This window comes from Aerococcus urinaeequi (genome assembly GCF_001543205.1).
GTDB lineage: Bacteria > Bacillota > Bacilli > Lactobacillales > Aerococcaceae > Aerococcus > Aerococcus urinaeequi.
This window is the reverse complement of record NZ_CP014162.1, coordinates 1,155,180-1,181,302: the sequence shown is the minus strand read 5'-3', so window position 1 is coordinate 1,181,302 and position 26,123 is coordinate 1,155,180. Positions and strand designations below refer to the sequence as shown.

Genomic DNA, 26,123 nt, shown 5'->3' with positions numbered 1-26,123 from the left:
TCCCCAAAAATGTATAAAAAGAGAGGAATGAATCATAATGATTTTAGCATTTGTAGCAGCTGCCCTTGGTATCCCAACCGCGGTAGCAACAACCGTAGTTAATGTTATCTTAGGGGCCGGCACATTAGTAACTGTACTAGGTATAATTTCTTCTGTTGCATCTGGGGGTGCAACAACAATTATGACAATTGGATGGGCAGCGTTTAAAAAGACTGTTCAAAACCTTGCAAAGAAAAGTATGGCTTCAGCAATCGCATACTAACGTAACTAATATAAGTTAATCATAACTGGGGGTCAAATGTTTTGTATCAATATTTAAGAAATAATTTAAAGAATCGATTAGTTAGCAATTATCAGTTACTACTGTCTCATTCTCCTATAAAAAATAAAAAAGTTATATTCATAGGTTTACTAGTTAGCAAATATATAATTTTCATGTTGACGTTATTCCTAGCTCAAAAATTAATGACAAACCTTGGTATACAGAATATCTATGTGAATATCCTTACCTTATTATTTATTTTTCTGCACTTAGAATTCGTCATAAAAAAACCAAAAGTTATTGTCGCAAATTTAAATTTTGAATGGGTATCAACTAATCCTAGAGGTTTTTGGAATAATTTGTATCTTGAAGTTTTAAATGAATTCTTGCTTTTTTATTACATTTATTTTGATAAGTTAATTGGCATTTTAATTTTCTTAAGTTTTACAAATTCTATGTTAGCGCTAGCGCTTTTAATAATATGTCCATTACTTTCTCTATTCATTTTGTTATTTAGAATTTTTCAATACAAGAAACGGGATTTAATAAAAAAACAAACCAATCACAAACCAACTTCGGTTATATTACATTGGTCAAAACTAGCAATTGGCATGGGGACTATCTACATCTTTTTAGAGTTTTTAATAGATAGCTTTCAACTGGTTAAATCTATTTTAAAAACTGAAAGCTTCTCTGCTGACTCGATGAATATCTTAAATGATGAATTGTTAATTCTTTGGACACATAAAAGCAATCAGTTTATTTCGTACTATCTAGAAGTATCCAGAATCCTTTCACAAGAATTTGCAATTTTTTCTATTATTATAATTCTTCTGATTATCATTTTGATTATAGGGTTTCACGTTAAAAATGGCTTAGAACGGGTTTTTACAACAAATGAGTTCGTGTATACTCCTTCCGACAATAAAACACGCTTATTAAATTTATGGAATTTCATTGGAAGAAAGTTTAAGTTTAATAACCCGATATCATATATCCAACTAAATCTAATTAGAAATAGCAAAGAACTTGCAGAAAGAAATATTATCTCTTACTTTATTTCTACGCAAACTATTTTGAGCTTATGGATTACTTTTATTTTTATGACCCATATAGAAAATCTTGTATTGAAAAGTTTTCTATTGGTATTTATTACTTTAGTGATTGTGACTGGTATTATTCAAGAAATTCAATATAAATTTTTATCCATCTTTCGTTACCATATAGATACACAAAGCATTTATCTTTTCAAATTGTCTGGAACGAGCCTGGAAAAACTATATCTTGTAAAAAAAGAATTGTTATTCATAATGACCATCGTACCAATTTTAATTTCTTTTGTTTTAGTGAATTTATTGAATTTTTATTTTATTCCTAACTTTGTGATAGCCTTAATCACTTCAACTTTGATCGTTTTAATCACAATTTGGTCCTATTTTATAGGGAATACATTAAGTTTGTTGGCTAGTCCATTTATATTCAGCAAAAGTTTAATCAATTTGTTGAGTACGAATTACATAAATGATACTGATTCTCTTGAAGAAAAAATTTATCTTAGAATTTATTCTTTATGGAAAAATATACTCATTCTACCTTGGTATTACCTTTTATTGTTTAATAGCATTGTCATCATTATCCCTGAGAATTTGATATATATTCTTTTCTTAGCTTATTTTGGCTTTATCTTACCATATACATTTGCATTAATTCGTGAAGAAAAAAAATTGCTTATAAAAGGAGTTTACATTTTTGAAAACACTTCTATCTAAATATGCAGATGCTTTTCGTTATTTTAAAGATTCCTTTCTATTCATGGTTATTCTATACATCCTCTCATTATTGATTGGAATCATTATTTTTAAAGATAGTTCATACAGCATCAATCCTCAATCAGTATCCTTTTTATATGTCTTTAAAAATAATATTATATTAGCACTAGTCTTAATCATCGTAGGTAATTTATCTTTTGGCATCGGTAGCTCATTCATAGTTATTTTTAATGGTGTATTTCTAGGTAATGTGCTTATTTCTGTATTTAATAAGTATGGCGTAAACCCATTAATAACTGGGATATTGCCCCATGTTTTCCCTGAAATGATCGCCCTTTTAATGGCAGGAAGTATCTCGCTTGAAACACAGAAATTTATCTACAATATCCGTCATGTGGAAATCCGATATATAAAATTGCGATATAGTTTATATTTTTTCATTTTATTAACTTGTCTATTGATATTGGCAGCTCTGATAGAATCTAGATTAAATATTAAACTTTAGGAGGTGAAGAAATGAATCGCGTCGAATTAATAAAAATTGCAGACCTGAGCTTTAGTTATGACACAATGCCTATACTAAACAACGTCCATCTGCAAATGAATGCTGGAGACATCAGTTGCATTATTGGGGATAATGGAACTGGAAAAACCACCCTGCTAAAACTCTTAACCGGGATTATTCATCCTAAAAATAAGTTTAAAATTCTAGTCGATACAACAACACTTAATGTCGAAGAATTTAAAAAGAAGTTAGTATTCATCCCCAGTGAACCCCAATTCTATGATAAGTTGTCTTTACTTGAAAATATTCAAATAATTCAGTACCTTTGGAAACAAGATAATACATATATAGATAATGTCTTTCAATTTTTAGATGAGCTGAATTTTGATACTAGCAATACACAGCTTATTGAGACATACTCTCTAGGTATGCGATATAAGGTAGCCCTGGCCTGTTTTTTCTCAATCGATACACCCCTGGTCATACTAGACGAGCCACTTAACTCTTTAGATCACGATAGTCAAAATATTATGATTAATTTAATTAAGAAGGAGGCTGAAACAGGGAGAATATTTTTATTTTCTTCCCATTCTACCGAAATTCAAAATCAGTTAGCATCTAAAATTTATTATTTAAAAAATCAGCAACTACATTCTTAAAGGAGTATCTATGAAGAAAAATTATATCATTGCAAGCATCTTATTCTTAATTATATTAGTTATTTATGCTTGGATAATAAAAGGGACATCCTCTTTTAATTTAAAAATTGCCGCAACAATTTTATTCCCAACCTTTATTACATTTATTTTGAATTACTTATGGAGAAAAAAAGATAATACAAGGTTGTAATTTAAACAGTGGTTTCAACCCTTATAAAATCATTTAAATATGTCAAAAAACGAACTTAACATAAAAAATTAAGTTCGTTTTCTTTTAATTTAATGATTCCACTAATTGATTGAAGTAGCATCTTGATATTAAATTCGTTTCTATACCATTTCTGAAGATTATTCGGCGATTTTTCTTATCGACTTGTTGAATATTTGCAACATTCACTACATTAGCCTTATGTGTCTGCACAAATAACGGATCTACAAGCAATATATTTTTTAGCTTTCCATAAAAGTTTATATCTTGATGTTCCCCAACTAAGTGCAATTTGTGTGGTACATGAGAGGTCTCAATATAAAATATTTCAGAAATAGGAATTTTAAAAAACTCAAACTTATTATCAATTGTCAGTACTGGTGAAGATGAATTTAATCGCAGTTTTTCCTGAAAAATTGCGACATTTTCAAAAATTTTATCCTCAATTCGTAATATTTTTTTATCAATAAAATCAATTGCCGAAATTTTATAGTCAAATGCGAGATCCATTAACTCATTATGAGAAGTAATGATTACTATATTTGAAAAAATATCAAATTTCCGTATTTCTCTTGCAACTTTATATCCATACATAGGATCATCATAAATTTCTAAATCTAGAAAAAATAAGGTACGCCCAATATGGTGTTTTGCACAATCAATCACTTCTTCAACTTTCGATGTAATTACAATGTTTTTTTCACGAATTGAAAATCGCTCGCCCAGCTTTATTGATAATTTTTTCAAGTAAGCTTGCTGATAAATGCTATCTTCAAGGAATATAATTCTCATTTATTTACCTCACTTTATCTATGCTTCTCCATTTTCATCCTCTACATCCGGTGCTGCTGTGACATCTTCATCGCTGTATGGATAATTGATGAAATATTGAATATCTTCAACTGTGATACTTTCACTATCAATATCTGATATGGCACTATAGTAAATCTGACCCTCGAAGAATTGGAAGATAGGCACTGATTCAATGTCATATTCATCCACAAAAGCTTCTGTTGCTTGATCATCCACCTCTGTTAGGTCCAGATAGTAAATCTCACTTTCTATTCCTGCTGTAGATGGATTTTCTAAAATAGCAGAAGCTTCTTCAAGTTTAGAAGCAAACAAGGTTGCGTCTTGAGAATTTTCCTCACCCGCAAATAGATAAAATGCATCGCCATTATTGATTTTATCTGTGACTTCTTCTGCCGTAACCAAAGTAAAGTTTTCCACAATACTCTGATATGTGGCTTCAGACGCCTCCGAACTCGATGATTGTTCACTACTTACGGATGTTTCTGCATCCACACTTTCATTTTCCTCTATTGTTTGATTAGCACAAGCCATCAAAAATACACTTAAACTGGAAAACAATAGCAATCTTTTCATGATAAAAACCTCCCAATGCTAAAAGTATCTATGTATCTGTCCAAACTTATTTACCCGCAACAATAATGTCTACACTGTTATCAGCTTTTTGGGCGATTGCCCTTTTTCAAAACAGAAAAAGACCTGCAACAATATTCGTTACAGATCTCTTAAATCCTTCTATTGAATCGGTATTTTGCCAATTCTCTGTCAGATATGTAAAGTCATATTGTTGCTTTACATTTTACAGAAAATATTGGTTAAAATCGAAAATAGTCATATATAACAATTTTTCATTTATTCATCCATAGTTAGGTAGCTATTCAGTTCATCTTCGTGCATTTTAGCGAATGGTGGGTCAAATAACTCAAAGACTTGAATGGCTGTTTGGCATTGAGCGACACCTTCATCTGTTTGTCCTTGAACAATCGCCACAATCCCTTTTAGGAATAAGAGACGGTTTTTAAAGTAATACGCATTTGTGCTCAATTGTGGCTCAATTGCTGCCATAATATCATTCACTTCGTCAGTCCGCCCCGACCGCAAACGGTCAAAGCACACATTGATTAGAATGCTGAGCAAGTGACTTTTGATAGCATCTGTCTCTTGTAGAGTAGACAGTTTTTTAACCATTTCATGGACTAATAAGTCCTGTAAAGACATTGTTAATCCTCTAAGGGAATTCCCTAATAAAATCACTTCATAAGTCGTCCAGATTGAACAATTCAAAATGTAATCACTAATGGCCACCTTGTCTGCTTCAGCAATCTCAACCTCAGTTAAATCATTTAGTAAAAGTTTCGTCATAATAGCATTGTATCTAAACAACACCTGGTTGGTTTCAAGGTACAATTTTTCATGAGTTTGAATAATCATTTTCAAAGCAGCAATATCACCTTGTTTATAAGCACTATCAATTTCTTCAATATATAATTTATATGGACTATCGAATTTTTCAATAGCAGCAATAAATTCTGAAAAGGATATACCCAGATTATGAACTAAGTTCACCAAATGATGAATTGTGATGCTAGATTCACCACGTTCGAACTTTGAGAGTTGGGAATAAGAAATCTCCCCAGTGGTTGCATCCTTTAAGGTTAACCCTCGCTCCGTTCTTAAATCTCTATATTTTGTGCCAATGTTCACGCTGTTGCTCCTTTGTAATATATGACAATAAATAAAATTTCCCCTATAATTCTGCTATATTCTAACAAAAAGGAGACGAAATCATGAAACGAAAGATCTTATCTTTACTAACAAATATCTCTATCTTTGGTATTATCGGTGTCTTATAAAGATTTAAGCCTATTTCTTCCAATAGGCTAGCACCATATATTCCATAGCGGATTGTACACTCACATTTGATTGAATCATCCGTTGTGCTTGCCCTACTAAATGTAGGGCTTTTGTTGCTTCTTCGACCGTAATCTTAGCCAGCATTCCTTGATATTTCCCAAAATCATTAGGAAAAACCATCTGATCTTGGTTGTTTTGTCCTTGATCTGCATGCAGCAATAAATAAAGTAAATCATGAAAATGAAAAGCTACAAGATTAAGCGCTTGAATCATATCCGCTCTACCTTTAGGACCCTTCATCCAGTCTGAGGCCACCATGGTTAGTCCGCGAGGGTCCTTTTTCACGATTAAATCTACCCATTGCATCGACCAGGTCAAACGTTGTTGGAAATCTTCATCCTCAGCCAGGGCAATCGCTTCATCAATATCATTGGTCAAGGCAGTTAAAGTTGTCGCCATACTTGGTTTAATCCCTGCTTCCTCAAACAAAGCCTGTAAATCTACCTGGTTCAATTGAGGAAAATGAATCATCTGACAGCGGGAGACAATCGTCGACAAGATCGCGTCCCTATTATTGGTTAGAAGGAAAATAAAGACATTTTCATGCGGTTCCTCGATAAACTTCAACAAAGAGTTGGCTGCATTGACGGTCATTTTCTCTGCTTCATGAATGATAAAAATTTGATTGTCCCCTTCAAGTGAAGACATAGACAACCGTTCTTTCAAATCTCTGGTCTGGTCAATTTTGATGGTATTGCCGTCTGGCTCAATATGGAAAACATCCGGATAATCAGCAGACAGAATCCGACGACAATGGTTACAAGTACCACAAGGAGCCCCTTGGTCATCAGGATTTAAGCAATTCAAATAAGCTGCTAAATAAAGTGCCATGTCTTCTTGACCAGCGCCGACCATCCCTTCAAAAATATAGGCATGACCAAGACGGTTATTGACGAGGACCCGGTCCATCATAGCGGTCAAATCCGCTTGCTTCTTGGCGATATCAAAATGTTCGTGTGCCATAGATGGACTCCTTTCCATTGCTTTAAGGCGCTTTAATGATTTGGATGACTAGCTCTATTAACGAAATAAAGTTGGGAAATGACTTTCTAAAATAGCCAAGGCATCCCGCTGTATACTTTCAGGATCTTGGGTGGCATCAATGACTTTAATCCGTTCTGGGAAACGGTCTTTCAAGACGCCATACCCTTTATGAACACGTTGATGGAAATCAATGGCTTCAACGTCCAAGCGGTTTTGTTCAGCCTGACTACGGTTAGCTTGAATCCGGCGAATCCCTTCTTCAGCAGTAATATCTAAATATAAAGTAAGATCTGGTTGGCAACCATCAGTTGCAAATTGATTGATAGCAATAATCCCCTCTTCGCCAATTTCACGACCGTAGCCTTGGTAGGCAATTGACGAGTCGACGAACCGGTCACATAAGACCATGTGCCCAGCTTCAAGTGCAGGCAGTACGGTATGGACTAAATGTTGACGACGGCTAGCTGCATACAAAAGGGCTTCAGCTCTAGAATCTAGAGCCACGTTTTCCGGGCTTAAAATCACTTCTCTGATATCTTCCGCAATCGGGTCGCCACCTGGCTCGCGGGTCAACTTTAAAGGTACAGCCAACTTGTCTTCAAGCTTTTGTGTCAGTCCCTGAATAAGGGTCGTTTTGCCTGCGCCATCCGGTCCTTCAACAGTGATAAATTTCCCAGCAAATGTTTGTGTGTCCATGAGGTCTCCTTAAAATCTATTATAGACTAGTTAATCGATATCACGGCGGCCTTCAAGGGCACGCAATAGGGTCATCTCATCCGCATATTCTATGTCACTACCAACGGATAATCCGTAAGCAATCCGCGATACTTGAATGCCTGCAGGTTTAATCAAACGAGACAGGTAGGTTGCGGTCGCTTCCCCTTCAGCTGTCGCATTCGTCGCCACAATCACTTCCTTGACCTGGTCATCTTGCAAACGGGTCAATAGGGGTTGGATATTTAAGTCTTCCGGCCCAGTCCCTTCCATTGGTGACAAGACCCCGTGCAAGACGTGGTAGAGGCCGTGATACTCACGCATCCGTTCCATAGACACCACATCACGCACCTGCTCCACCACTAAAATCCGTGATTGGTCGCGGTTTTCATCCGCACAGATTTCGCAAGGATCAGACTGGGTAATATTCCCGCAAACTGAGCAATACCGCAGCTCACGCTTGGCGTCCACCAAGGAAGACGCAAATTGCAGCACATCCGCCTCAGGCATGTCCAAGACGAAGAAAGCCAACCTAGACGCCGTCTTCGCGCCAATCCCTGGCAACTTACTAAAAGAATCGATTAACTTAGCGATTGGTTCTGGATACTGCATTCTCTACACCCCTGCATCTAACTTTCCTAACATTGTTTCAATCATTCTTGGCAAAAAGGTCACGCGCTGGCTAATAAAAGGCAGGATTAGCACAAGTGGTGCTCACATCCTGTCAAAAAAATACCATGCGTAGTCCCGCTACTCATGGTATAAATGGTCCATCATTATCAACCATATTCTTTGCCTTGATTATAGTCCTGGGATACCTTTAGTGTATTTGCCCATAACGTTTGCAGTTTCAGCGTCTACTTTTCCAAGTCCGTTGTTCACTGCTTCAATCAATAAATCTTGCAACATATCAACGTCTTCTGGATCGACTGCATCCGGTTTGATGTTGATTGCTTTCACACGGCGGTCACCTGTTACCGTCACGTTTACCATACCTGAAGGTTCAGTTCCTTGAAACTCTTTTGTTTCAATACTCTTTTGTTCTGACTCCATCTCTTGTTGCATCTTTTGCATTTTACGCATCATTTGTTGCATATTTGCCATTCCGCCTGCCATTTTATCGTCTCCTTTTAGCTTTTCATATTTTTCAAATTACATATTCATTGTCATTTTGGCATCAAGCCCCATGACCTAATCATCTATTATTGTAACATTATCCTTACCAAATAGTGAAGTTGCTTGATCGACTTGCTCTTGACGCGAACGCGATTCTTCCTCATTCAATCCGTTCTCATCCAGCCCATCATCCACCACTTCATCTTCCTGAGTAAAGGCCTCAGCATCTGTCGCCGACCCTTTAGTAGCCACTGCATCGTTCCCAACCAAGTCACTCAATTCGCCATTCTTCATAGCTTGGACATAACTTTGACGGGCAGACTGCCACTGGTCACTCGTTAAATAATACATCTTCGTTGGGTGACCTAGTTGATTAGATAGAATCCGCTCAATTTCTTGACGGGTCTCCGTATCGTCATCCACCTTCTTGCACAGAATTTCATAATCAAACCGCACTACGAATGCATTTGGTGAAGCCGCCGCTGGGAAAGTTGCCTTCAATAAGGCCGCCTGCATGCTTGGTAGACTCTCTATCAGCCCTTCCCATAAATTCGCGATATCATTCAAGTCTTTCTTAGTCGCTTGATTTAACACTTGAAAGACCTTCGTCAAATTTGGCGTAAAGGCCGTCGCATTCCCTGACCGCTTAGCTGGCTTACTTGGCGCAGGTTTAGCTGGCTCTCCGCTTCCATTTTGGACCTGTGCCGTTAAATTTGCCACTTGTTCTTGCAATTCAGCTAGCGCTTGACTCACTTGCGTTGGCAAGACATGTTCGCCTTCTTGGTTGGCCGCCACTTGTTGGTTACCACTATGAACAACAGCCGCCTGACCACCGATTTGACTGGCCACCTGGACCGTCGCGACCTCTAGATAGATCGTTGGTTGCAATGAAAAACGAATCTCTGCCTGTGTTTCTCGGAAGACTTTCATCATCTTATACAAGACATTCACATCAATCGTTTTCGCTAGACTATAAAAAGCTTCGTCATAACGTTGGGTCAAATCTTCAATCTCAGCTGTATCCGCCTTGGTTTCCTTGGCAATCATTAAATCACGCACAAAAACCAACTGCTCTTCCACAAAACGCGCCGCATCTTGACCACCAGCCATTAAAGCATGTAAGTGGTCTAAAGCTGCCGTCACTTGCCCATTAGCTAGGGCCTCCGTATATTGAACCAACTGCTCTTCAGACAAGGCCCCCGTCACCAACCGACTCGTTTCAAGTGATAAAGTCCCATCGGAAAAGGAAATCACCTGGTCTAACAAGGACAAGGCATCCCGCATCCCACCGTTTGCTGCCCGAGCAATTACAGTAAGGGCGCCATTCTCATATTCAATACCGTCCTGGTCCAAGATAAATGCCATCCGTTCCTCAATCGCCTGACGTGAAATACGTTTAAAATCAAAACGTTGGGTTCTTGAAATAATCGTTGCAGGTATCTTATGCGGCTCAGTCGTTGCTAAAATAAAAATTACATTAGCTGGTGGTTCTTCTAAGGTTTTTAATAAAGCATTGAAAGCACCCGTTGAAAGCATGTGGACCTCATCAATGATATAGACCTTATATTGCGCTTCCGTTGGTGCATAGCGAACCTTATCACGGATATCACGAATCTCCTCAACACCATTATTTGAAGCCGCATCAATTTCAATCACGTCAGGTAGCGTACCATCAGTAATTGCCCGGCAAATTTCACATTCATTACATGGTTCCCCATCCACCTGGTTTGGACAGTTGATGGCTTTCGATAGAATTTTTGCCGCACTCGTCTTACCAGTCCCTCTAGGACCCGTAAACAAGTAAGCGTGACTCGTTTTGCCAGTTCGAATGGCATTTTGCAGCGTACGCGCAACAGCCTCTTGGCCAACAATATCTCCAAATGTCTGCGGCCGCCAAACGCGGTATAATGCTTGGTAACTCATCGCTGCCTCCTTAAACTTGCTACATTTAATCATCTCGAATATTATAACATGAAACTATAGTAAGGCAATTAATGCAGGGTTATCTTAATCTTAAAAATAGTCTATAAAAACTTATCAGAAAATTGAAAATACCGCCATTTTCCCGTTACTATTCCCTTCATATCATGTATAATGGGGGACGTTACAATAAATTCTTCCCGATAGGGTTTGCTTAGGCAAAAATTCCTTGTAACCATAAAATTTATATTTTGGGGGAAACAACATGAATAAACGACTATTTACTTCTGAATCAGTCACAGAAGGACATCCAGATAAGGTTGCTGACCAAATTTCTGATGCCATTCTAGACGCGATTCTTGCACAAGACCCACAAGCTCGAGTTGCTTGCGAAACTGCCGTAAATACAGGACTTGTCCTAGTATTCGGTGAGGTAACAACTAGCGCATATGTGGATATCCAAAAAATCGTTCGCAATACCGTTCGTGAAATTGGTTATCGTGATGGAAAATTCGGATTTGACGCTGACTCCATCGCCGTATTGGTTTCACTAGATGAACAATCACCTGACATCGCACAAGGTGTAGATGATGCCATTGAAACCCGGGAAACGGGCGAAGTGGACAACAAGCTGATTGGTGCCGGTGACCAAGGGATTATGTTTGGTTATGCTACGGACGAGACACCAGAGTTAATGCCAATGCCAATTGCTTTAAGTCACCGCCTATCTCGTCGACTAGCTGAAGTCCGTAAAAGTGGTGAATTAAACTACTTAGGTCCAGATGGTAAGACTCAGGTAACCATCGAATATGATGACAACAACCAACCACAACGCATTGATACCATCGTCATTTCAACACAACATACTGAAGGTATTGAACTAGACCAAATCCGCCAAGACGTGATCAAACACGTTGTTGAACCTACGATGCCTGACAACTGGTTAGATGAAAACACGCGTTACTTCATCAACCCAACTGGTAAGTTTGTATCCGGTGGTCCAGAAGCCGATTCAGGTTTAACTGGTCGTAAAATTATCGTCGACACTTATGGTGGATCTGCTCACCACGGTGGTGGGGCCTTCTCAGGTAAAGACGCGACTAAAGTTGACCGGTCTGCTTCATATGCGGCTCGCTATATTGCCAAAAACTTGGTCGCAGCTGGCTTAGCGCGTAAAGTTGAAATCCAATTAGCCTATGCTATTGGGGTTGCAGAACCTGTATCTATTGCGATTGACACCTTTGGTACAAGTGACTTATCTGAAAATGAATTAGTCGGCCTTGTGCGCGACAACTTTGATTTAACCCCAAATGGGATTATCGATATGTTATCACTACGTCAACCAATCTTCAGTAAAACTGCTGCTTACGGCCATTTTGGTCGAGATGACCAAGATTTTGCTTGGGAAAAAACAGATAAAGTCGACATTTTGAAGAAATAAAGTTACACAAATAGCCCCCAGTAAACTGGTTATCTACCGTTTTACTGGGGGCCTCTTTATATAATGCCTTACTTTAAAATGTCACAATGAAAGGCTACTAAAAATGCAATCGTATGAAAAGGGCTTTAAAGGCTGATTCATAGCGATGTAATATTTTCCAAAAACCAAAAGCAACCACTAATAAAATAAAGCTGATAATCACTTCATTGATGGTCATCGGTTGAATAGTCAAAATATCAGAAAAATGTGGTAATGCCACCGCAATCACTGCCATAGCAATCGTACTCGTTAACGCTAGGAAGAGTCGTAATTTATTGAATGGGAAGCAAGATTTCCATACCGCAAATAATGATACCCCAGTTAAAAAGACATAATCAAAAGTACGGGCTGTTTCAAAATCTAGTATACCCATTTTAACCAAAAGTAAAGAAACAAATATAGCTAGAGACACAGTTAAGGCGCTTGGTAATGCAGCAGCTAGTGCTTTAGGTAAGAATCGTTCCTTCACTTGTTCATTACTTGCTTCAAATGATATGAAGAAGGCAGGGTAACCTTCAATAAATGCATCAATCATTGTAATTTGTAATGGAATAAATGGAAACGGAAAATTTAAAGCAATACAGATTAGTGTCACAATTAGTGAATATAAGGTTTTGATAAAGAAGACACTCGATGACCGTGTAATATTATTCACCACACGACGGCCTTCAGAAATTACCGCTGGTAGATCACCAAAATCTGAATTTACAAGAATTAAATCAGCCATTTGACGCGTAGCCCCGTCTCCTTCTGCCATAGCAATAGACAAGTCAGCTTGTGATAAGGCTAAAATATCATTTACCCCATCCCCTGTCATCCCAACAATATGGTCTGCCTCCTGTAACTCAGCAACCAGCAATTTCTTTTGCTGCGGTGATACCCGGCCAAATACATTATATTGGTGGGCTGCTTGTCTAACTGATTTTTCGTCTTGAATTTGACTCATATCAATTGCTTGAGTACTCCCTTCAAGACCAGCATTTTTCGCTACTCTAGCAACGGTTTGCGGATTATCACCTGAGATAATTTTAATATCTACACCCTCATTTTGGAAAAAGTCCATCGTACTTTTCGAGTTAGGTCTAATAGGATCGCTTAGTGTGATATAACCAATAGGCTGAATACCCATATCAGCAATATCAGGCTGGTCATCTCCAAGTGCGTTTGTAGATTGACCTACTAACAAGACTCTCAAGCCCTCATTTTGTGCTGTAATAATCTCATCAATCATTTCATTGAGTAAATATTCTGGCGCACCCACGAAAATAGTTTCTGCTGTTTCAAAAGTAATTGCCCCCCACTTACGTTCGGATGAAAATGGCATCACTTGCGCTGCACCTACTGTAGCTGACTGATCTTCAAAATGTTGTTTCAAAGCGCTCATCGTTAAGTTGCTGTCCATGCTTGCAGCGGTATAGTTAGCCAATTTTTCTCCTAATTCTTGTTGAGATACGTTGGCAAGTGGATAAATCCCTTCAACTGACATTTTCCCTTGGGTGATTGTACCTGTCTTATCTAAGCACAAAGTGTCCATATGGGCTAAAGCTTCAACAGCATACATATTTTGCACAAGTACATGCTGTTTTCCTAGTTTTAATACCGCCGTTGATAAGGCTAAAGAAATCAATAAGACTAATCCCTTAGGTAGCATACCAATCAAAGCGGCAACTGAATTAATCACAGCCACATCTACTGCATCGCTTCTTAAAAGGAAGGCTTGTAGGAATAGTACAATTCCTAGTGGAATAATAATATAAGAGGTAAACTTCGCAATTTTTTTAATCGCTTCGGTTAATTCTGAACGTGCATAGGGTTGGGACTTTGTTTCAGCTACTAGTTGTTCTGCATAATTATCATCCCCAACATGCACTATTTCAGCCAGTAATTGACCACTTGTTAAGTAGGAACCAGATAATAAGTCATCGTCTTTTTGCTTTAAAATAGCATCTGATTCACCGGTTAAAAGGGACTCATTCAATTCACTTGAACCCTCTACTACCCGTGCATCTGAAGGTACTTGGTCACCACCCTCTAGTAAAATAAGATCTCCTAAGACTAAATCAGTAGAAGCCACCGTAGTTTCTTGACCATCCCGGATAACTTTCACAGGCTTATTCGATAAAATCGTGAGTTGACTAACCAAATTACGGGCTCTGATTTCTTGAACAATCCCAATAATAATATTCAATATGATAATTGCAATGAATGCCATATTACTATATGCCCCAACCAGCAACAGTAAGAAAGCCAATAAAAAGTTCAAGGCGTTAAATAAAGTAAAAACATTTTCTTTAATAATTTCAATGTTTGTCTTTTGCGTTGAGTGACTTGTCTGATTTACTTGCCCCTCAGCTACCCTGGACTGTACTTCTTCATCCGATAGACCTTGGTATTGATTATCTACCATTACATATCCTCCATTTCTCTTCTAAGCTTAAATTATACGTGAGATAGCTACTCCTAAAGGTAAAGTTTTGTTTAGTATTCTCTTAAGAAAATTGTTTTGTAGAAGAAAACGTTAATCAATACAAAAACCACCCTTATATAGTCATCATCAATTGTGACAATGTAAGAGTGGTTTTTACGGAAGTTGATTCAATTGATAAGAGTGAATGTGGATACTTCCGTTTATATTATGACTATAGGTTAGCTTCTACCATTTCAGCTTGTTGGTTGGCATTATCTTGTTCAATCATTTCAAACAACTCTCTATTACCAACAGTATTCGCTTCAATTTTCTGTAGAATATTTTCAGGATAACCAACATTGTTGGTTGTAGTGTGGTCAAAGAAGTGTAGCTGATCGTTGATAAATTCTAGATAAACATTATCCCCTTTTACAGCAACTCTAAATTTAGATACGGCTGTCACTAGTTCGCCATCTACTTCTACCACATTTGCATAAGTTGCCCCTTGATGTTCCACATGGATGAGTTTCCCTTCAAAGGTATTAGGTTTAGGTCTTCTATGTAGACGTATAGATTCTGGACGAATACCTGCCCGTAGATTATCTGCTTCTTTATTTTTCAAATAATCTTGCCAATTAGCTGCTAAACGCACTTTCTGACTACCAATAACAACATTTCCAGCATCCACATAACTATTTTCAATCACATTCATTGGTGGATTACCTATAAATTTAGCTGTAAAAATATTCGCTGGCTTGCGATAAATATTCTCTGGTGTATCAATTTGTTGTAATTCCCCAAAATTCAATAAGGCAATACGGGTACCAAATGTCATTGCTTCAATTTGATCATGGGTAACATAAACCATTGTTTGTTTATAGTTATCATGGATATCCATTAGAGATTCCCGAGCTGATACACGTAACTGAGCATCCAGGTTTGATAATGGCTCATCTAACAAGAATACTGAACTTTCTTTTACCGTTGCACGTGCTAAAGATACACGTTGTCTCTGTCCTCCAGATAGTTCAGAAGGCTTTCTATCTAAGTAGGGTTTCAAGTTTAAAGCTTCTACAACTTCATCATAACGGTCTTGAATCTTTTCTAAGGGTACTTTATTTACCTTTAAACCGTACATAATATTTTCTTCAACAGTCATATGCGGGTATAGGGCATAATTTTGAAAAACCATTGCTACATTACGGTGGCCTGGCTCTACACCATTCATGACCTTATCGCCAAACTTCAATTCTCCACCGCTAACTTCTTCAAAACCTGCAATCATACGTAAGATTGTTGATTTACCACATCCCGATGGTCCTAATAAGACCAATCGTTCTCCTTCATTAATTTGGAAGTCCATGTCTTCCATGATTACTGTTTCCCCATATGCTTTTTTAATATGGTTTAATTGAATACTTGTCATAATTTCCTCCTATTTAATACCTGCAGATGTGAAAGTACCAATGATATACTTTTGGAAAATAAGATATAAGACCAATGGAATACTCATTGTAACTACAGATACTGCCATCGCTACTGAGAAGTTTGTACCACCTTCTGCTGAAATGAACATTTGTAATGCTAAGGGTAAAGTATATGATTCCTGCGAACGCAAGATTAATGACGGCCACACAAATTCATTCCATGAATTCACAAAAAACCAAATACCAGACGATGTAATTTGCGATTTAATCATCGGTAAGATGATATCTCTCATAATTTGCCAATGGCTAGCATTCTCTAGCTTTGCAACCTCAATTAATGATTTTGGAATATTGCGCATCGCTTGATTCAATAGCAGGATACCTGTCGCATCAGCGATTTGAGGGAAAATAACACCCATAATATTATCATTCAAGTTGATATCTGACAGCATTAAATAGTTAGGTACCATAGTGACAGTAAATGGAATAAAAATACTCGCAATAAACATAAAATACATGGTACTTTTATTCTTGAAATCAAAGTATACAAATACATAAGCAGCTAAGAATGAAATAACCATTTTCCCGACAGTAACAGTTGTCGCAATAGTAAATGTATTCATGATAATTTTTAACATAGGTAGTCGGTCAAATAGTGTCAGATAATTAGAAAATGTTGGATTTAATGGCACGATATTCAAGACATTGTTATATACATCCTGGAGTGGTCTAAAGGACGTACCAATTGCAAAAACAATCGGGAATAACCAGATAATACAAATCAAAATGAATATGATTGTCCACAAGATATTACTAATACCTACTCTAGTTTTCATAGTACACACTCCGTTCACTTACTCGGATTTGAACCAATAGTAAAATTGCGAATAATAATAAAGTAACCATAGAAAATGCAGCAGAGTAACCCGTATCAAATAAAACAAAGGCTTGTTCATACGATTCATACACTAAATTACTCGAAGCACCATCCGGTCCACCTGAAGTTACTACTGAAATTGGCGTATATACATATTGTAGACCCGTAACTATTGTATTAATCAAAACAAATAAACCAGCAGAAGAACTCATCGGTAAAACAATATCTAAAAATAATCGCCAAGTTGGGACATTGTCCAAGCGTGCATTTTCAATGATTTCTTCAGAAATGCTCGCTACTGCCGCATACAAAGTAATAAAGTTATAACCAAATACCTTCCAAGCAGTGATATAGCAAATCACTAAAATTACCAAATTCTGTGAAGTAGTCCAGTTAGGAATCGACATACCCATAAATCCAGCAATCTCTGCGACTGGACCAGATGAAGGATTTAACATCCAGTTATAAATCATTGACCCTACAACCATTGAAATGAATGATGGTAGGAAAAATGCTGATTTAAAAAAGTCTTTGAATTTTGGAATCATAAATTGTAGTACAAAAGCTAATACATAGGGCACAATAAAATTTAATACCATTAAAATTAGAATATAAACTACCGTATTCCATAGGACAGCATAACTCTCTGAATCTGTGAAAACGGCAATATAGTTTTCTAATCCTACAAATTCTTTCTTGGGACTTACCATATTCCAATCAAAAAAACTCAAATAAAAGGTATATAGCGTTGGCCAAAATACGAAAATACCAAATAAGACAATTGCTGGCAAAAGCATTAGTAGCGATTGTCTATTTTTAATGAATGACTTCATTATTTCCTCCTTAATAAAAAAGGTAGTATAAAGGATATCTATACTACCTTAGCCTCTATTCTTTAAAGATGAATACACTAGTCAATTAATGCATTAATATCATCTTGAGTAGCTGGAACTTCTGTTTCAACATCTGCGCCACCTAAAATACGATCACGTAAGTCAATTAGCATTTGTTCTGCTTCTAAACCTGAGTTTCCAGGGAACGGCGCCCAAGGTACCATTTTATCTAGCGAGCTATTTGCTGCAGAGAAAATTGGATCTTCATTTAATAATTTATCTAATTCAGCATTTTCAGTTGCATCAGCAGTTTCTGGCACATAGCCCGTACTTTCAGTCCACGTAGCAACATTATCCGGCTCATACAAGAATTTCATAAAGGTCCAAGCTGCTTGTTGCTCAGCCTCTTCTTCAGCAGTCATCACTAACATTGAACCACCTGCTGGTAAGTTTGCTTCTTGTCCTTCAAAGGCAGGCGACGCTACAGCAGCAGCTTCAAAAGTACTGTTAGAAGTAACATTTGAACGTTGAGCAATCGTCATATGTGCCATACCAACTTGGCCAGAGATAAAGGCTTGTTGCCCTTGATCATTTGGTGCATGTAAGGCAACCCCATCATTTACCATATCTTGGTAGAATGTATAAGTATCTAAGCCAGCTTGTTCGGCAAATGCAGCCTTACCATCTTCACCAATGACTTTTCCACCATTTGATTCAATCATTGCTTGAATATTCCAGTTATCTGCATGCTCTGCGATATATAAGCCATCAGCATCTGTTTTTTCTGAAATCGTTTTGGCAGCTTCTTCTACTGCCTCCCAAGTTGTTAAATCGTCTGGATTTACACCTGCTTCATTTAAAATGTCCATATTTAAATATAAAACAGGAACTGATAGCGAGTATGGTGTACCCACTTGTCTACCATCATTTCCCGTACCTAAAGCAAAAATATTTTCTGCAAATTTAGTTGAAAGGTATTCAGCATCATCTGGGAAATACTCTTCAATAACAGTTTGCGGTTCTGTATACTCAAAATTATTGGCAAAATATTCACGGTAAGACCAACCAATTTGTACGAGGGCTGGGGCATCTCCACTCGCCACTGCTGTTTGAAGATTTTGCATCAACCCTTGATACATCCCTTCATTAAAGGTTGCTTCAACAACAATCTCATCTTGAGAGGCATTAAACTCTTCAACTAATTCTGTAACAGCTTGTCCACCTTGTGTATCCGCATTTGGGTGCCAATACTCAATAGTAATCGGCCCATCTCCATTACTTGAATCAGCACTACCACTATTGCCACATGCTGCTAGCGAGAGTGCCGCTGCCCCCAACAAAAATAACTTTTTATTTAATTTCATTTTCTTTCTCCCTTACTTTATAAAATATTCTGATTAAACCGCTCAACAACTGGATTAACAATGTCTGTATACACATCTAAATTGCCATTAACCACTTTAACAACGCTATATCCTAAGCGATTATTATTCCATACATCGTCAATCGTCATCCCAAATACGAGTGAATTTGCTGTATGCTGTGGAATACGATTGTTCACCATGTAATGTCTATTCTGATGTAAGTGACCTGTAAAGATCCCTTTAATATCATATTGATTTAATAATTGATCATAATTATCTGGCACTTGGGTTTTCTCCAGCCCATTTATCCAACTAATATCTAGTGGATGGTGTTGGAAAATAAAAATTTCCTTGTCTCTATTAGCCTCTAATTGTGCTTTCAACCACTCAGCTTGTGACAGGTCAATTACGCCATCATGCATTTCTTCCGATGAACTATCTAGAAAGATTAGCTGATAATCCTTACATTCAGATATGTAATCCCACTTTTTATCAGTATCTTCACCGTTGAAAACTTGATGGAATAGTCTTTTCTTATCATGATTTCCTAAACAATAAAATACCGGGATTTCTTCTGGAATATAGGTTTCCATCAATTCTTTAAAAGATTGATAATCTGCCAATTCACCATCATGAACCAAGTCCCCTGTATGAACAACGAAATCAAATTTAGTAAAATCAATCGTCTTTAAAAAGCCTTCTAATATTTCTGTAGGGTTGTATTCAACGCCCCATTTCTCAAGTGCATTTTGATAAACCTTTAAAAAGTGCGTATCTGACATATGCAAAAACTGTAAGTCTGCCAATACAATGTCTCCTTTCCATTTATTTTGAATAAATACTTCTTACGTTAACGAATAGACTTCGAAGCTCACTCTTTAATTCCTCAATTATCTTAACAATCCAATATTAATTCTTTACATATATCGGGTAAATATCGCTAGGTAATTGTAAGGATTACGTAAAATGTTTCTTGAAACCGGTTTATAAAAATTTACACTTCACAGTAAAAACTCATAATTCTTTTTACAGCATAACTTGTAGGGATTCTCCTCAATTTATGAATCATTTGTATTTAAATGTACGCAAAAAAACTCCTCCATCTTTCGATGAAGGAGTTTTTCTATATATGCCGGCTAAAGGACTTGAACCCTCGACCCTCTGATTACAAATCAGATGCTCTACCAACTGAGCTAAGCCGGCAAATATTTTTTATTCAAAATGAATATGACCCGTGTAGGATTCGAACCTACGACCCACTGATTAAAAGTCAGTTGCTCTACCGACTGAGCTAACGAGTCATGGTGGAGAATGAGGGGCTCGAACCCCCGACATCCTGCTTGTAAGGCAGACGCTCTCCCAGCTGAGCTAATTCTCCGTAAATATTTCAATTAGTTATCTATCAAAGACAACTATTAAATAATACCATCTGATTTAGACACTGTCAATACTATTTCCATAAAAATTTTATTTTTCGTCATTTTTAGCGCATCGGCAGAAAAAACACGTATATAAAACATATGGAGGTTGAAAATGATATTGTTTGTTTATTATAGCATTTTATTGGCCCTTTTTGCTAGTCTTGCTTCGTTTTTTATGGTGGTCGGTTCAAGAACAGTCCTTGGACAATCCTTTATCCGCGGTCGTTCCAAATGCGACAATTGTCAAGTCACGATTTCACCCTTAGCCTTGATACCAATTATCGGTTACGGACTATCAACAGGTAAATGCCAGACTTGTCGCCAATCAATACCTTTTATTTATCCATTCTGTGAAGGATTTTTCGCTATATTTTCTTTCTTGTTTTTTCTGAACCACCCGACTGTAACTGCTATTCTTCTCTGCATGATTTTTGCCACCTTACTCATCATGACCAGTGCCGATCTGGCTTTACAAATCATACCAGACCGGTTTCAAGTCATATTATTATTAGTTGTTATTTATTATCTTTACCGAAACCCGCACCTAGCGCTCTTAACCCACGTTACCTTTTCCCTGCTGGTCTTCACCACTTTAATCACTTGCAATTACCTGCTTCATCAAGGTATAGGTGGTGGTGATGTTAAGACGCTAGCAGTCTTAGGCCTAATGCTCGGTCCCTTAACCTTCTCATATCTTCTGTTGATCGCTAGTGGTCTAGCCCTCTGCCACATCTGTTATGTGAAAATAAAAAATGTTAACCCGCCGACTGGTCTGCCATTTATCCCTTACTTATTCTTTGCCTATCCCATCGTCTTCTATATACTGTAATTAGCAAAGTATAGAATGTGAGGGAGAGAATTTGCAAATTCAACACACTTTCATCCAAGGTAAATATGACCAGCCAGCTTTATGCGAGGACGCTCTTTTTAAAAATGACCACTTCATCGCTGTTATAGACGGGGTAACATCCAAGTCGAACTTTACCCATAAAGGCATGAAAACTGGCAAAATGGCGTCCAACATCATCCATGATTTCTTAGCCACATTAGATCCACAAGCACCTATCGAAACGGTTATTTCAGGTGTTAACCAAGCTTTTGAGGACAAGTTTTATACACATGTGGATTTCCCGCTAGACCGAATCGAACATGGTCCACAAGCTGCTATGGCTTTGTATTCTGATTTCTACAAGTGTATCTACCTAATTGGGGATTGCCAAGCTAGTGTAAACGGGCAATTATATACCCAACCAAAGGTCTCTGATGATATTTTAAGCGCCTTCCGGTCACTCATCTTGCATATCGACCCTAATCACCACCAAGAGGCCAGAGACGCCATTATGCCCTATTTAATTTCCTCAAACGCATTTGCCAACAAGGCTGATACACGGTTTGGTTATTCGGTTTTAAACGGACAAGAGATTCCAAGCAGCTTAATCACAACTATACCTGTTCAAGCTGGGGATGAAATAGCCCTAACATCAGATGGTTATCCAGATATTCGACCAACTTTTGAAGAAACGGAAGCTTACCTGCAAGCAATTATCCACAATGATCCGTATTTAATTGATCAATATATTTCCACAAAAGGCCTCAACCCTGACCAAGTCAGCTTTGATGACCGGTCTTATATTGCCTTCAAAGTGACGGCCCGGTCGTAAATTTCAAAATTTTTCTCTCTATAAAACACAAAATCCCTAGACCAATTTGGCCTAGGGATTTTTTCTCGTCTGAATATTCAGTTGTCGTTTCTACAATGGTGAATTAGTTTTCTTGAATACTTGAGTAGTCAATTGGGCTAATTTCAGTATCTACGTCTGCTTCTTCTCCGTAGATTAATTGTTGTGTGTCACCGATTTTTTTCGGTTCCATTTCACGGTAGCGAGCCATACCTGTACCTGCAGGGATGATCTTACCGATAATAACATTCTCTTTTAATCCAAGTAAGTGGTCTTCTTTACCACGGATTGCCGCGTCAGTTAAGACTTTAGTTGTTTCTTGGAATGAAGCTGCAGATAGGAAACTATTTGTTTCTAAGGCTGCTTTGGTGATACCTAATAATACTGGGCGAGCAGTTGCAGGTAGTTCACCTGAACGGATAGCTTGCGTATTGGCATCTGTAAAGTCTGCAGTATCCATTAATTTACCTGGTAACAAGTCTGTTGAACCTGGATCAAGGACACGTACTTTACGTAGCATTTGACGAACCATAACTTCCACGTGTTTATCATTGATGTCTACCCCTTGAGAGCGGTATACACGTTGAACTTCATCTAACATGTATGTTTCAACAGTTAGTGTGTTTGTTACACGTAGTAAGTCTTTAGGATCGATTGAACCTTCTGTTAATTGTTGTCCGCGGTGAACAGTATCGCCTTCAGCAACGTTCATACGCGCTGTGTAAGGTACTTTATACTCACGAGAGTCTGTCATACCTTTAACAAATACTGTCTTCGTACGGCTTGCTTCGTCTTCTTCGATTGCTTCGATTTCTCCAGCAACTTCAGTAATCACGGCACGACCTTTTGGATGACGTGCTTCAACAATCTCTTGGATACGAGGAAGACCTTGAGTGATGTCATCACCGGCAACCCCACCAGTATGGAATGTACGCATTGTTAACTGTGTACCTGGCTCACCGATAGATTGTGCAGCAATTGTACCAACTGCTTCCCCTACTTCTACCTCTTGGTTAGTAGATAGGTCGCGTCCGTAACAATGTTTACATACACCGTGACGAGTGTTACATGTGAAGGCTGAACGAATCGTTACTTGCTCAATACCAGCTTCAACGATGCGACGAGCAGTTTGTTCGTCGATTAATTCGTTGTGGTGCGCAATGATTTCGCCAGTTTCTGGATGACGTACTTCTTTTTGTAAGTAACGGCCAGTCAAACGTTCTTCAAGTGTTTCAATCACTTCGTTACCATTCTTGATTGCTTCAATCGCTAAACCACGGTCAGTGCCACAGTCTGCTTCACGAATGATGACATCTTGGGCAACGTCAACAAGACGACGAGTCAAGTAACCTGAATCGGCTGTCTTAAGGGCCGTATCGGTCATACCTTTACGGGCACCGTGAGTGGAGATAAACATTTCTTGTACGGTCAAACCTTCACGGAAGTTAGACAAGATAGGTAACTCGATGATCTTACCGTTAGGTCCGGCCATCAAACCACGCATACCAGCAAGTTGGGTAAAGTTAGAAATGTTACCACGGGCACCTGAATCGGACATGATGAAGAATGGGTTATCTTGATCAAGTGAGTCCATTAGGGCGATTTGGATTTCATCTTTTACTTTGTTCCAAGTATCGATAACTTGGTCATAACGTTCGTCGTTTGTAATCAAACCACGACGGTATTGTTTTGTAATCTTGTCAACACGGTCATGTCCTTTTTGGATAGACGCCGCTTTTGATTCTAGGTTTGTAATATCTGCCACACCTACGGTAATACCTGAACGTGTAGAGTATTTGAAACCTAAGTCTTTCATTTTATCCAAGATAATTGAAGTTTCAGTAATCTTAGATACTTTAAATACTTGTGCGATGATACGCGCTAAGTATTTTTTCTTGAATGGTGAAACCATATCTTGACGACTGATGAACTCTTTTACGTCTGTACCTGGTTCCATGATGAACTTGTCAGATAGAGATGATTCTAAGTTTTCAGTTGTTGGTTCGTTGATGTACGGGAATTCTTCAGGCATTACCTCGTTAAAGAATAATTTACCGATAGTTGTCACCATCAATTTACCTTTTTGGTTTTCAGTCCAAGGTTTTTTAGGTAGTGCATCTGTTGGGAATGCAACTCGTGTATGTAATTGCACGTAACCGTTAGTGTAGGCGATATGCGCTTCATTAATAGAAGACATTAACATACCTTCACCCATTACTTCAGGTTCTTCCATTGTTAGGTAGTAGTTTCCTAAGACCATATCTTGAGACGGTGTAACAACTGGTTGACCATCTTTAGGGTTCAAGATATGCGTAGCAGCTAGCATTAATAAACGTGCCTCTGCTTGCGCTTCTTCACCTAATGGTAAATGGACGGCCATTTGGTCACCATCAAAGTCGGCATTATAGGCTTCACACACAAGTGGGTGAAGACGAATCGCTTTACCTTCAACCAATACTGGTTCAAAGGCTTGGATACCTAAACGGTGTAAGGTAGGTGCACGGTTCAATAGCACTGGATGTTCACGAATGATTTCGCCTAAAACGTCCCAAACATCTTCATCATGGTGCTCAATTTTACGTTTAGCATGTTTCACGTTGATTGCCATATCACGGGCTACCAATTCACGCATTAAGAATGGTTTGAATAATTCAAGGGCCATTTCTTTTGGTAAACCAGCTTGGTACATCTTCAATGATGGACCAACAACGATTACAGAACGACCAGAGTAGTCAACACGTTTACCAAGTAAGTTTTGACGGAAACGTCCTTGCTTACCTTTAAGCATGTGTGACAATGATTTCAACGGACGGTTACCTGGACCAGTAACTGGACGACCACGGCGACCGTTATCGAATAAGGCATCCACTGCTTCTTGTAACATACGTTTTTCGTTTTGCACGATAATATTTGGTGCATTTAAGTCTAATAGACGTTTCAAACGGTTGTTACGGTTAATTACACGACGGTATAAATCATTCAAGTCAGAAGTAGCGAAACGACCACCATCTAACTGAACCATCGGACGTAGTTCTGGTGGGATAACTGGAATAACATCCATAACCATCCAAGCTGGATCGTTACCAGACTTACGGAAAGCATCTAAAACATCTAAACGACGGATTGCACGTGTACGTTTTTGACCTTTAGCTGTTTTCAATTCTTCTTTTAATTCAGCAACTTCGCTATCAATTTGTACTTGTGATAACAAGGTCTTGATTGCATCTGCACCCATTGCTGCTTTGAAGCCTTCACCATACTCACGTTTATTATCGCGGTATTCTTTTTCAGATAACAATTGTTTGTAATCTAGTGGTGTATCACCTGCATCTGTTACAACATATGATGCAAAGTAAATTACTTCTTCAAGAGAACGTGGGCTCATGTCTAACATTAAGCCCATACGAGATGGGATACCTTTAAAGTACCAAATATGTGTTACAGGTGTCGCTAACTCAATGTGACCCATACGCTCACGACGTACTTTAGAACGTGTAACTTCAACGCCACAACGGTCACAAACAACACCAGCATAGCGAATGCCCTTGTATTTACCACAAGAACATTCCCAATCTTTAGAAGGTCCAAAGATTCTTTCATCGAATAGACCTTCTTTTTCTGATTTAAGTGTACGGTAGTTGATGGTTTCAGGTTTCTTAACCTCACCATAAGACCAAGATCTGATCTTGTCTGGTGAAGCCAACCCGATACGCATGCTTTCAAATCTATTTACATCTACCAAGGGGCCAACCTCCCTTATCTAATTTGCCCAAA

Annotated in this window: 23 protein-coding genes, 3 tRNA genes and 1 riboswitch; of the genes, 8 read left to right on the top strand and 18 right to left on the bottom strand. The window is 38.0% G+C overall.

Annotated elements, in window-relative coordinates; translation table 11 throughout:
• The first annotated feature begins 37 nt into the window (after positions 1 to 37).
• Genes AWM74_RS05315 through AWM74_RS05295 form a run of 5 tightly spaced genes read left to right on the top strand, consistent with a single transcriptional unit; the run spans position 38 to position 3,385 of the window.
• Positions 38 to 262 (top strand): uberolysin/carnocyclin family circular bacteriocin, encoded by a 225-nt coding sequence (locus AWM74_RS05315; protein WP_026465666.1) that lies wholly within the window; start codon positions 38 to 40, stop codon positions 260 to 262.
• Positions 263 to 303: 41 nt separating this feature from the next.
• Positions 304 to 2,031 carry a hypothetical protein gene (locus AWM74_RS05310; RefSeq protein ID WP_026465665.1) on the top strand — a complete coding sequence of 576 codons (1,728 nt, stop codon included), beginning with the start codon at positions 304 to 306 and terminating at the stop codon, positions 2,029 to 2,031.
• Positions 2,012 to 2,536, top strand: a complete 525-nt coding sequence (locus AWM74_RS05305) for a stage II sporulation protein M (protein WP_026465664.1) — start codon at positions 2,012 to 2,014, stop codon at positions 2,534 to 2,536. The genes AWM74_RS05310 and AWM74_RS05305 overlap by 20 nt, the downstream gene beginning before the upstream one ends.
• An 11-nt stretch (positions 2,537 to 2,547) precedes the next feature.
• Complete coding sequence (locus AWM74_RS05300; RefSeq protein WP_026465663.1) at positions 2,548 to 3,195, top strand: ATP-binding cassette domain-containing protein; 648 nt, start codon at positions 2,548 to 2,550, stop codon at positions 3,193 to 3,195.
• Between the two features lie 10 nt (positions 3,196 to 3,205).
• Complete coding sequence (locus AWM74_RS05295; RefSeq protein WP_026465662.1) at positions 3,206 to 3,385, top strand: hypothetical protein; 180 nt, start codon at positions 3,206 to 3,208, stop codon at positions 3,383 to 3,385.
• Positions 3,386 to 3,469: 84 nt separating this feature from the next.
• On the opposite strand, the gene AWM74_RS05290 is transcribed toward AWM74_RS05295, so the two are convergent.
• From AWM74_RS05290 to dnaX, 8 genes are all read right to left on the bottom strand, one after another.
• A complete protein-coding gene (locus tag AWM74_RS05290; RefSeq protein WP_026465661.1) occupies positions 3,470 to 4,195 on the bottom strand; it encodes a response regulator transcription factor in 726 nt (241 codons plus the stop codon).
• An 18-nt stretch (positions 4,196 to 4,213) separates the two neighbouring features.
• Complete coding sequence (locus AWM74_RS05285; protein WP_026465660.1) at positions 4,214 to 4,789, bottom strand: DUF6568 family protein; 576 nt, start codon at positions 4,787 to 4,789, stop codon at positions 4,214 to 4,216.
• A gap of 276 nt (positions 4,790 to 5,065) precedes the next feature.
• Complete coding sequence (locus tag AWM74_RS05280; protein ID WP_026465659.1) at positions 5,066 to 5,917, bottom strand: helix-turn-helix domain-containing protein; 852 nt, start codon at positions 5,915 to 5,917, stop codon at positions 5,066 to 5,068.
• Positions 5,918 to 6,076: 159 nt separating this feature from the next.
• The gene (gene holB, locus AWM74_RS05275) at positions 6,077 to 7,090 is read right to left on the bottom strand and encodes a DNA polymerase III subunit delta' (RefSeq protein ID WP_034258030.1); all 1,014 of its coding nucleotides are present in this window, start codon (positions 7,088 to 7,090) and stop codon (positions 6,077 to 6,079) included.
• Positions 7,091 to 7,147: 57 nt separating this feature from the next.
• Entirely contained in the window at positions 7,148 to 7,807 is a 660-nt protein-coding gene (gene tmk / locus AWM74_RS05270; RefSeq protein WP_026465657.1) for a dTMP kinase, read from the bottom strand.
• A gap of 30 nt (positions 7,808 to 7,837) precedes the next feature.
• Positions 7,838 to 8,437 (bottom strand): recombination mediator RecR, encoded by a 600-nt coding sequence (gene recR / locus AWM74_RS05265; protein ID WP_026465656.1) that lies wholly within the window; start codon positions 8,435 to 8,437, stop codon positions 7,838 to 7,840.
• A gap of 189 nt (positions 8,438 to 8,626) precedes the next feature.
• Positions 8,627 to 8,941 (bottom strand): YbaB/EbfC family nucleoid-associated protein, encoded by a 315-nt coding sequence (locus AWM74_RS05260; protein ID WP_026465655.1) that lies wholly within the window; start codon positions 8,939 to 8,941, stop codon positions 8,627 to 8,629.
• 75 nt (positions 8,942 to 9,016) lie between these two features.
• Positions 9,017 to 10,864 (bottom strand): DNA polymerase III subunit gamma/tau, encoded by a 1,848-nt coding sequence (dnaX, locus tag AWM74_RS05255; RefSeq protein ID WP_026465654.1) that lies wholly within the window; start codon positions 10,862 to 10,864, stop codon positions 9,017 to 9,019.
• Between the two features lie 176 nt (positions 10,865 to 11,040).
• Positions 11,041 to 11,129, top strand: a riboswitch (SMK box riboswitch).
• Here dnaX and metK point away from each other — a divergent pair.
• Entirely contained in the window at positions 11,127 to 12,302 is a 1,176-nt protein-coding gene (metK, locus tag AWM74_RS05250; RefSeq protein WP_026465653.1) for a methionine adenosyltransferase, read from the top strand. (Overlaps the previous riboswitch by 3 nt.)
• Before the next feature lie 97 nt (positions 12,303 to 12,399).
• On the opposite strand, the gene AWM74_RS05245 is transcribed toward metK, so the two are convergent.
• The 9 genes from AWM74_RS05245 to AWM74_RS05205 all read right to left on the bottom strand — a co-directional run bounded on the left by AWM74_RS05245 (position 12,400) and on the right by AWM74_RS05205 (position 20,627).
• Positions 12,400 to 14,748, bottom strand: a complete 2,349-nt coding sequence (locus AWM74_RS05245) for an HAD-IC family P-type ATPase (protein WP_026465652.1) — start codon at positions 14,746 to 14,748, stop codon at positions 12,400 to 12,402.
• Positions 14,749 to 14,980: 232 nt separating this feature from the next.
• A complete protein-coding gene (locus AWM74_RS05240; RefSeq protein ID WP_081665639.1) occupies positions 14,981 to 16,174 on the bottom strand; it encodes an ABC transporter ATP-binding protein in 1,194 nt (397 codons plus the stop codon).
• A 9-nt stretch (positions 16,175 to 16,183) separates the two neighbouring features.
• Positions 16,184 to 17,011, bottom strand: coding sequence for a carbohydrate ABC transporter permease (locus tag AWM74_RS05235; protein WP_026465651.1), 828 nt, complete (start codon positions 17,009 to 17,011; stop codon positions 16,184 to 16,186).
• A complete protein-coding gene (locus AWM74_RS05230; protein ID WP_026465650.1) occupies positions 17,001 to 17,885 on the bottom strand; it encodes a carbohydrate ABC transporter permease in 885 nt (294 codons plus the stop codon). The genes AWM74_RS05235 and AWM74_RS05230 overlap by 11 nt, the downstream gene beginning before the upstream one ends.
• 77 nt (positions 17,886 to 17,962) lie before the next feature.
• Complete coding sequence (locus tag AWM74_RS05225) at positions 17,963 to 19,249, bottom strand: ABC transporter substrate-binding protein (RefSeq protein WP_026465649.1); 1,287 nt, start codon at positions 19,247 to 19,249, stop codon at positions 17,963 to 17,965.
• A gap of 17 nt (positions 19,250 to 19,266) precedes the next feature.
• Positions 19,267 to 20,055, bottom strand: a complete 789-nt coding sequence (locus AWM74_RS05220) for a metallophosphoesterase family protein (protein ID WP_026465648.1) — start codon at positions 20,053 to 20,055, stop codon at positions 19,267 to 19,269.
• A gap of 324 nt (positions 20,056 to 20,379) precedes the next feature.
• A tRNA-Thr gene (locus AWM74_RS05215) sits at positions 20,380 to 20,452 on the bottom strand.
• Positions 20,453 to 20,477: 25 nt separating this feature from the next.
• Positions 20,478 to 20,550, bottom strand: a tRNA-Lys gene (locus tag AWM74_RS05210).
• A gap of 1 nt (position 20,551) precedes the next feature.
• Positions 20,552 to 20,627 (bottom strand) — tRNA-Val (locus tag AWM74_RS05205).
• Between the two features lie 155 nt (positions 20,628 to 20,782).
• Between AWM74_RS05205 and AWM74_RS05200 the strand changes: the two genes are divergently transcribed.
• Both AWM74_RS05200 and AWM74_RS05195 read left to right on the top strand, forming a co-directional pair.
• On the top strand, positions 20,783 to 21,499 hold the full coding sequence (locus AWM74_RS05200) for a prepilin peptidase (protein WP_026465647.1): 717 nt from the start codon (positions 20,783 to 20,785) through the stop codon (positions 21,497 to 21,499).
• Positions 21,500 to 21,530: 31 nt separating this feature from the next.
• Positions 21,531 to 22,331: a hypothetical protein gene (locus tag AWM74_RS05195; protein ID WP_026465646.1), complete on the top strand. Its 801-nt coding sequence runs from the start codon at positions 21,531 to 21,533 to the stop codon at positions 22,329 to 22,331.
• 103 nt (positions 22,332 to 22,434) lie between these two features.
• On the opposite strand, the gene rpoC is transcribed toward AWM74_RS05195, so the two are convergent.
• Entirely contained in the window at positions 22,435 to 26,091 is a 3,657-nt protein-coding gene (gene rpoC, locus AWM74_RS05190) for a DNA-directed RNA polymerase subunit beta' (protein ID WP_026465645.1), read from the bottom strand.
• Between the last annotated feature and the right edge of the window lie 32 nt (positions 26,092 to 26,123).

Coding starts and splice junctions, on each gene's coding strand:
- AWM74_RS05230 (WP_026465650.1), bottom strand. CDS start 17,885: ATGAAGTCATTCATTAAAAATAGACAATCGCTACTAATGCTTTTGCCA.
- AWM74_RS05245 (WP_026465652.1), bottom strand. CDS start 14,748: ATGGTAGATAATCAATACCAAGGTCTATCGGATGAAGAAGTACAGTCC.
- metK (WP_026465653.1), top strand. CDS start 11,127: ATGAATAAACGACTATTTACTTCTGAATCAGTCACAGAAGGACATCCA.
- AWM74_RS05240 (WP_081665639.1), bottom strand. CDS start 16,174: ATGACAAGTATTCAATTAAACCATATTAAAAAAGCATATGGGGAAACA.
- AWM74_RS05290 (WP_026465661.1), bottom strand. CDS start 4,195: ATGAGAATTATATTCCTTGAAGATAGCATTTATCAGCAAGCTTACTTG.
- AWM74_RS05235 (WP_026465651.1), bottom strand. CDS start 17,011: ATGAAAACTAGAGTAGGTATTAGTAATATCTTGTGGACAATCATATTC.
- dnaX (WP_026465654.1), bottom strand. CDS start 10,864: ATGAGTTACCAAGCATTATACCGCGTTTGGCGGCCGCAGACATTTGGA.
- AWM74_RS05315 (WP_026465666.1), top strand. CDS start 38: ATGATTTTAGCATTTGTAGCAGCTGCCCTTGGTATCCCAACCGCGGTA.
- AWM74_RS05260 (WP_026465655.1), bottom strand. CDS start 8,941: ATGGCAGGCGGAATGGCAAATATGCAACAAATGATGCGTAAAATGCAA.
- recR (WP_026465656.1), bottom strand. CDS start 8,437: ATGCAGTATCCAGAACCAATCGCTAAGTTAATCGATTCTTTTAGTAAG.
- AWM74_RS05295 (WP_026465662.1), top strand. CDS start 3,206: ATGAAGAAAAATTATATCATTGCAAGCATCTTATTCTTAATTATATTA.
- holB (WP_034258030.1), bottom strand. CDS start 7,090: ATGGCACACGAACATTTTGATATCGCCAAGAAGCAAGCGGATTTGACC.
- AWM74_RS05300 (WP_026465663.1), top strand. CDS start 2,548: ATGAATCGCGTCGAATTAATAAAAATTGCAGACCTGAGCTTTAGTTAT.
- AWM74_RS05200 (WP_026465647.1), top strand. CDS start 20,783: ATGATATTGTTTGTTTATTATAGCATTTTATTGGCCCTTTTTGCTAGT.
- tmk (WP_026465657.1), bottom strand. CDS start 7,807: ATGGACACACAAACATTTGCTGGGAAATTTATCACTGTTGAAGGACCG.
- AWM74_RS05285 (WP_026465660.1), bottom strand. CDS start 4,789: ATGAAAAGATTGCTATTGTTTTCCAGTTTAAGTGTATTTTTGATGGCT.
- AWM74_RS05225 (WP_026465649.1), bottom strand. CDS start 19,249: ATGAAATTAAATAAAAAGTTATTTTTGTTGGGGGCAGCGGCACTCTCG.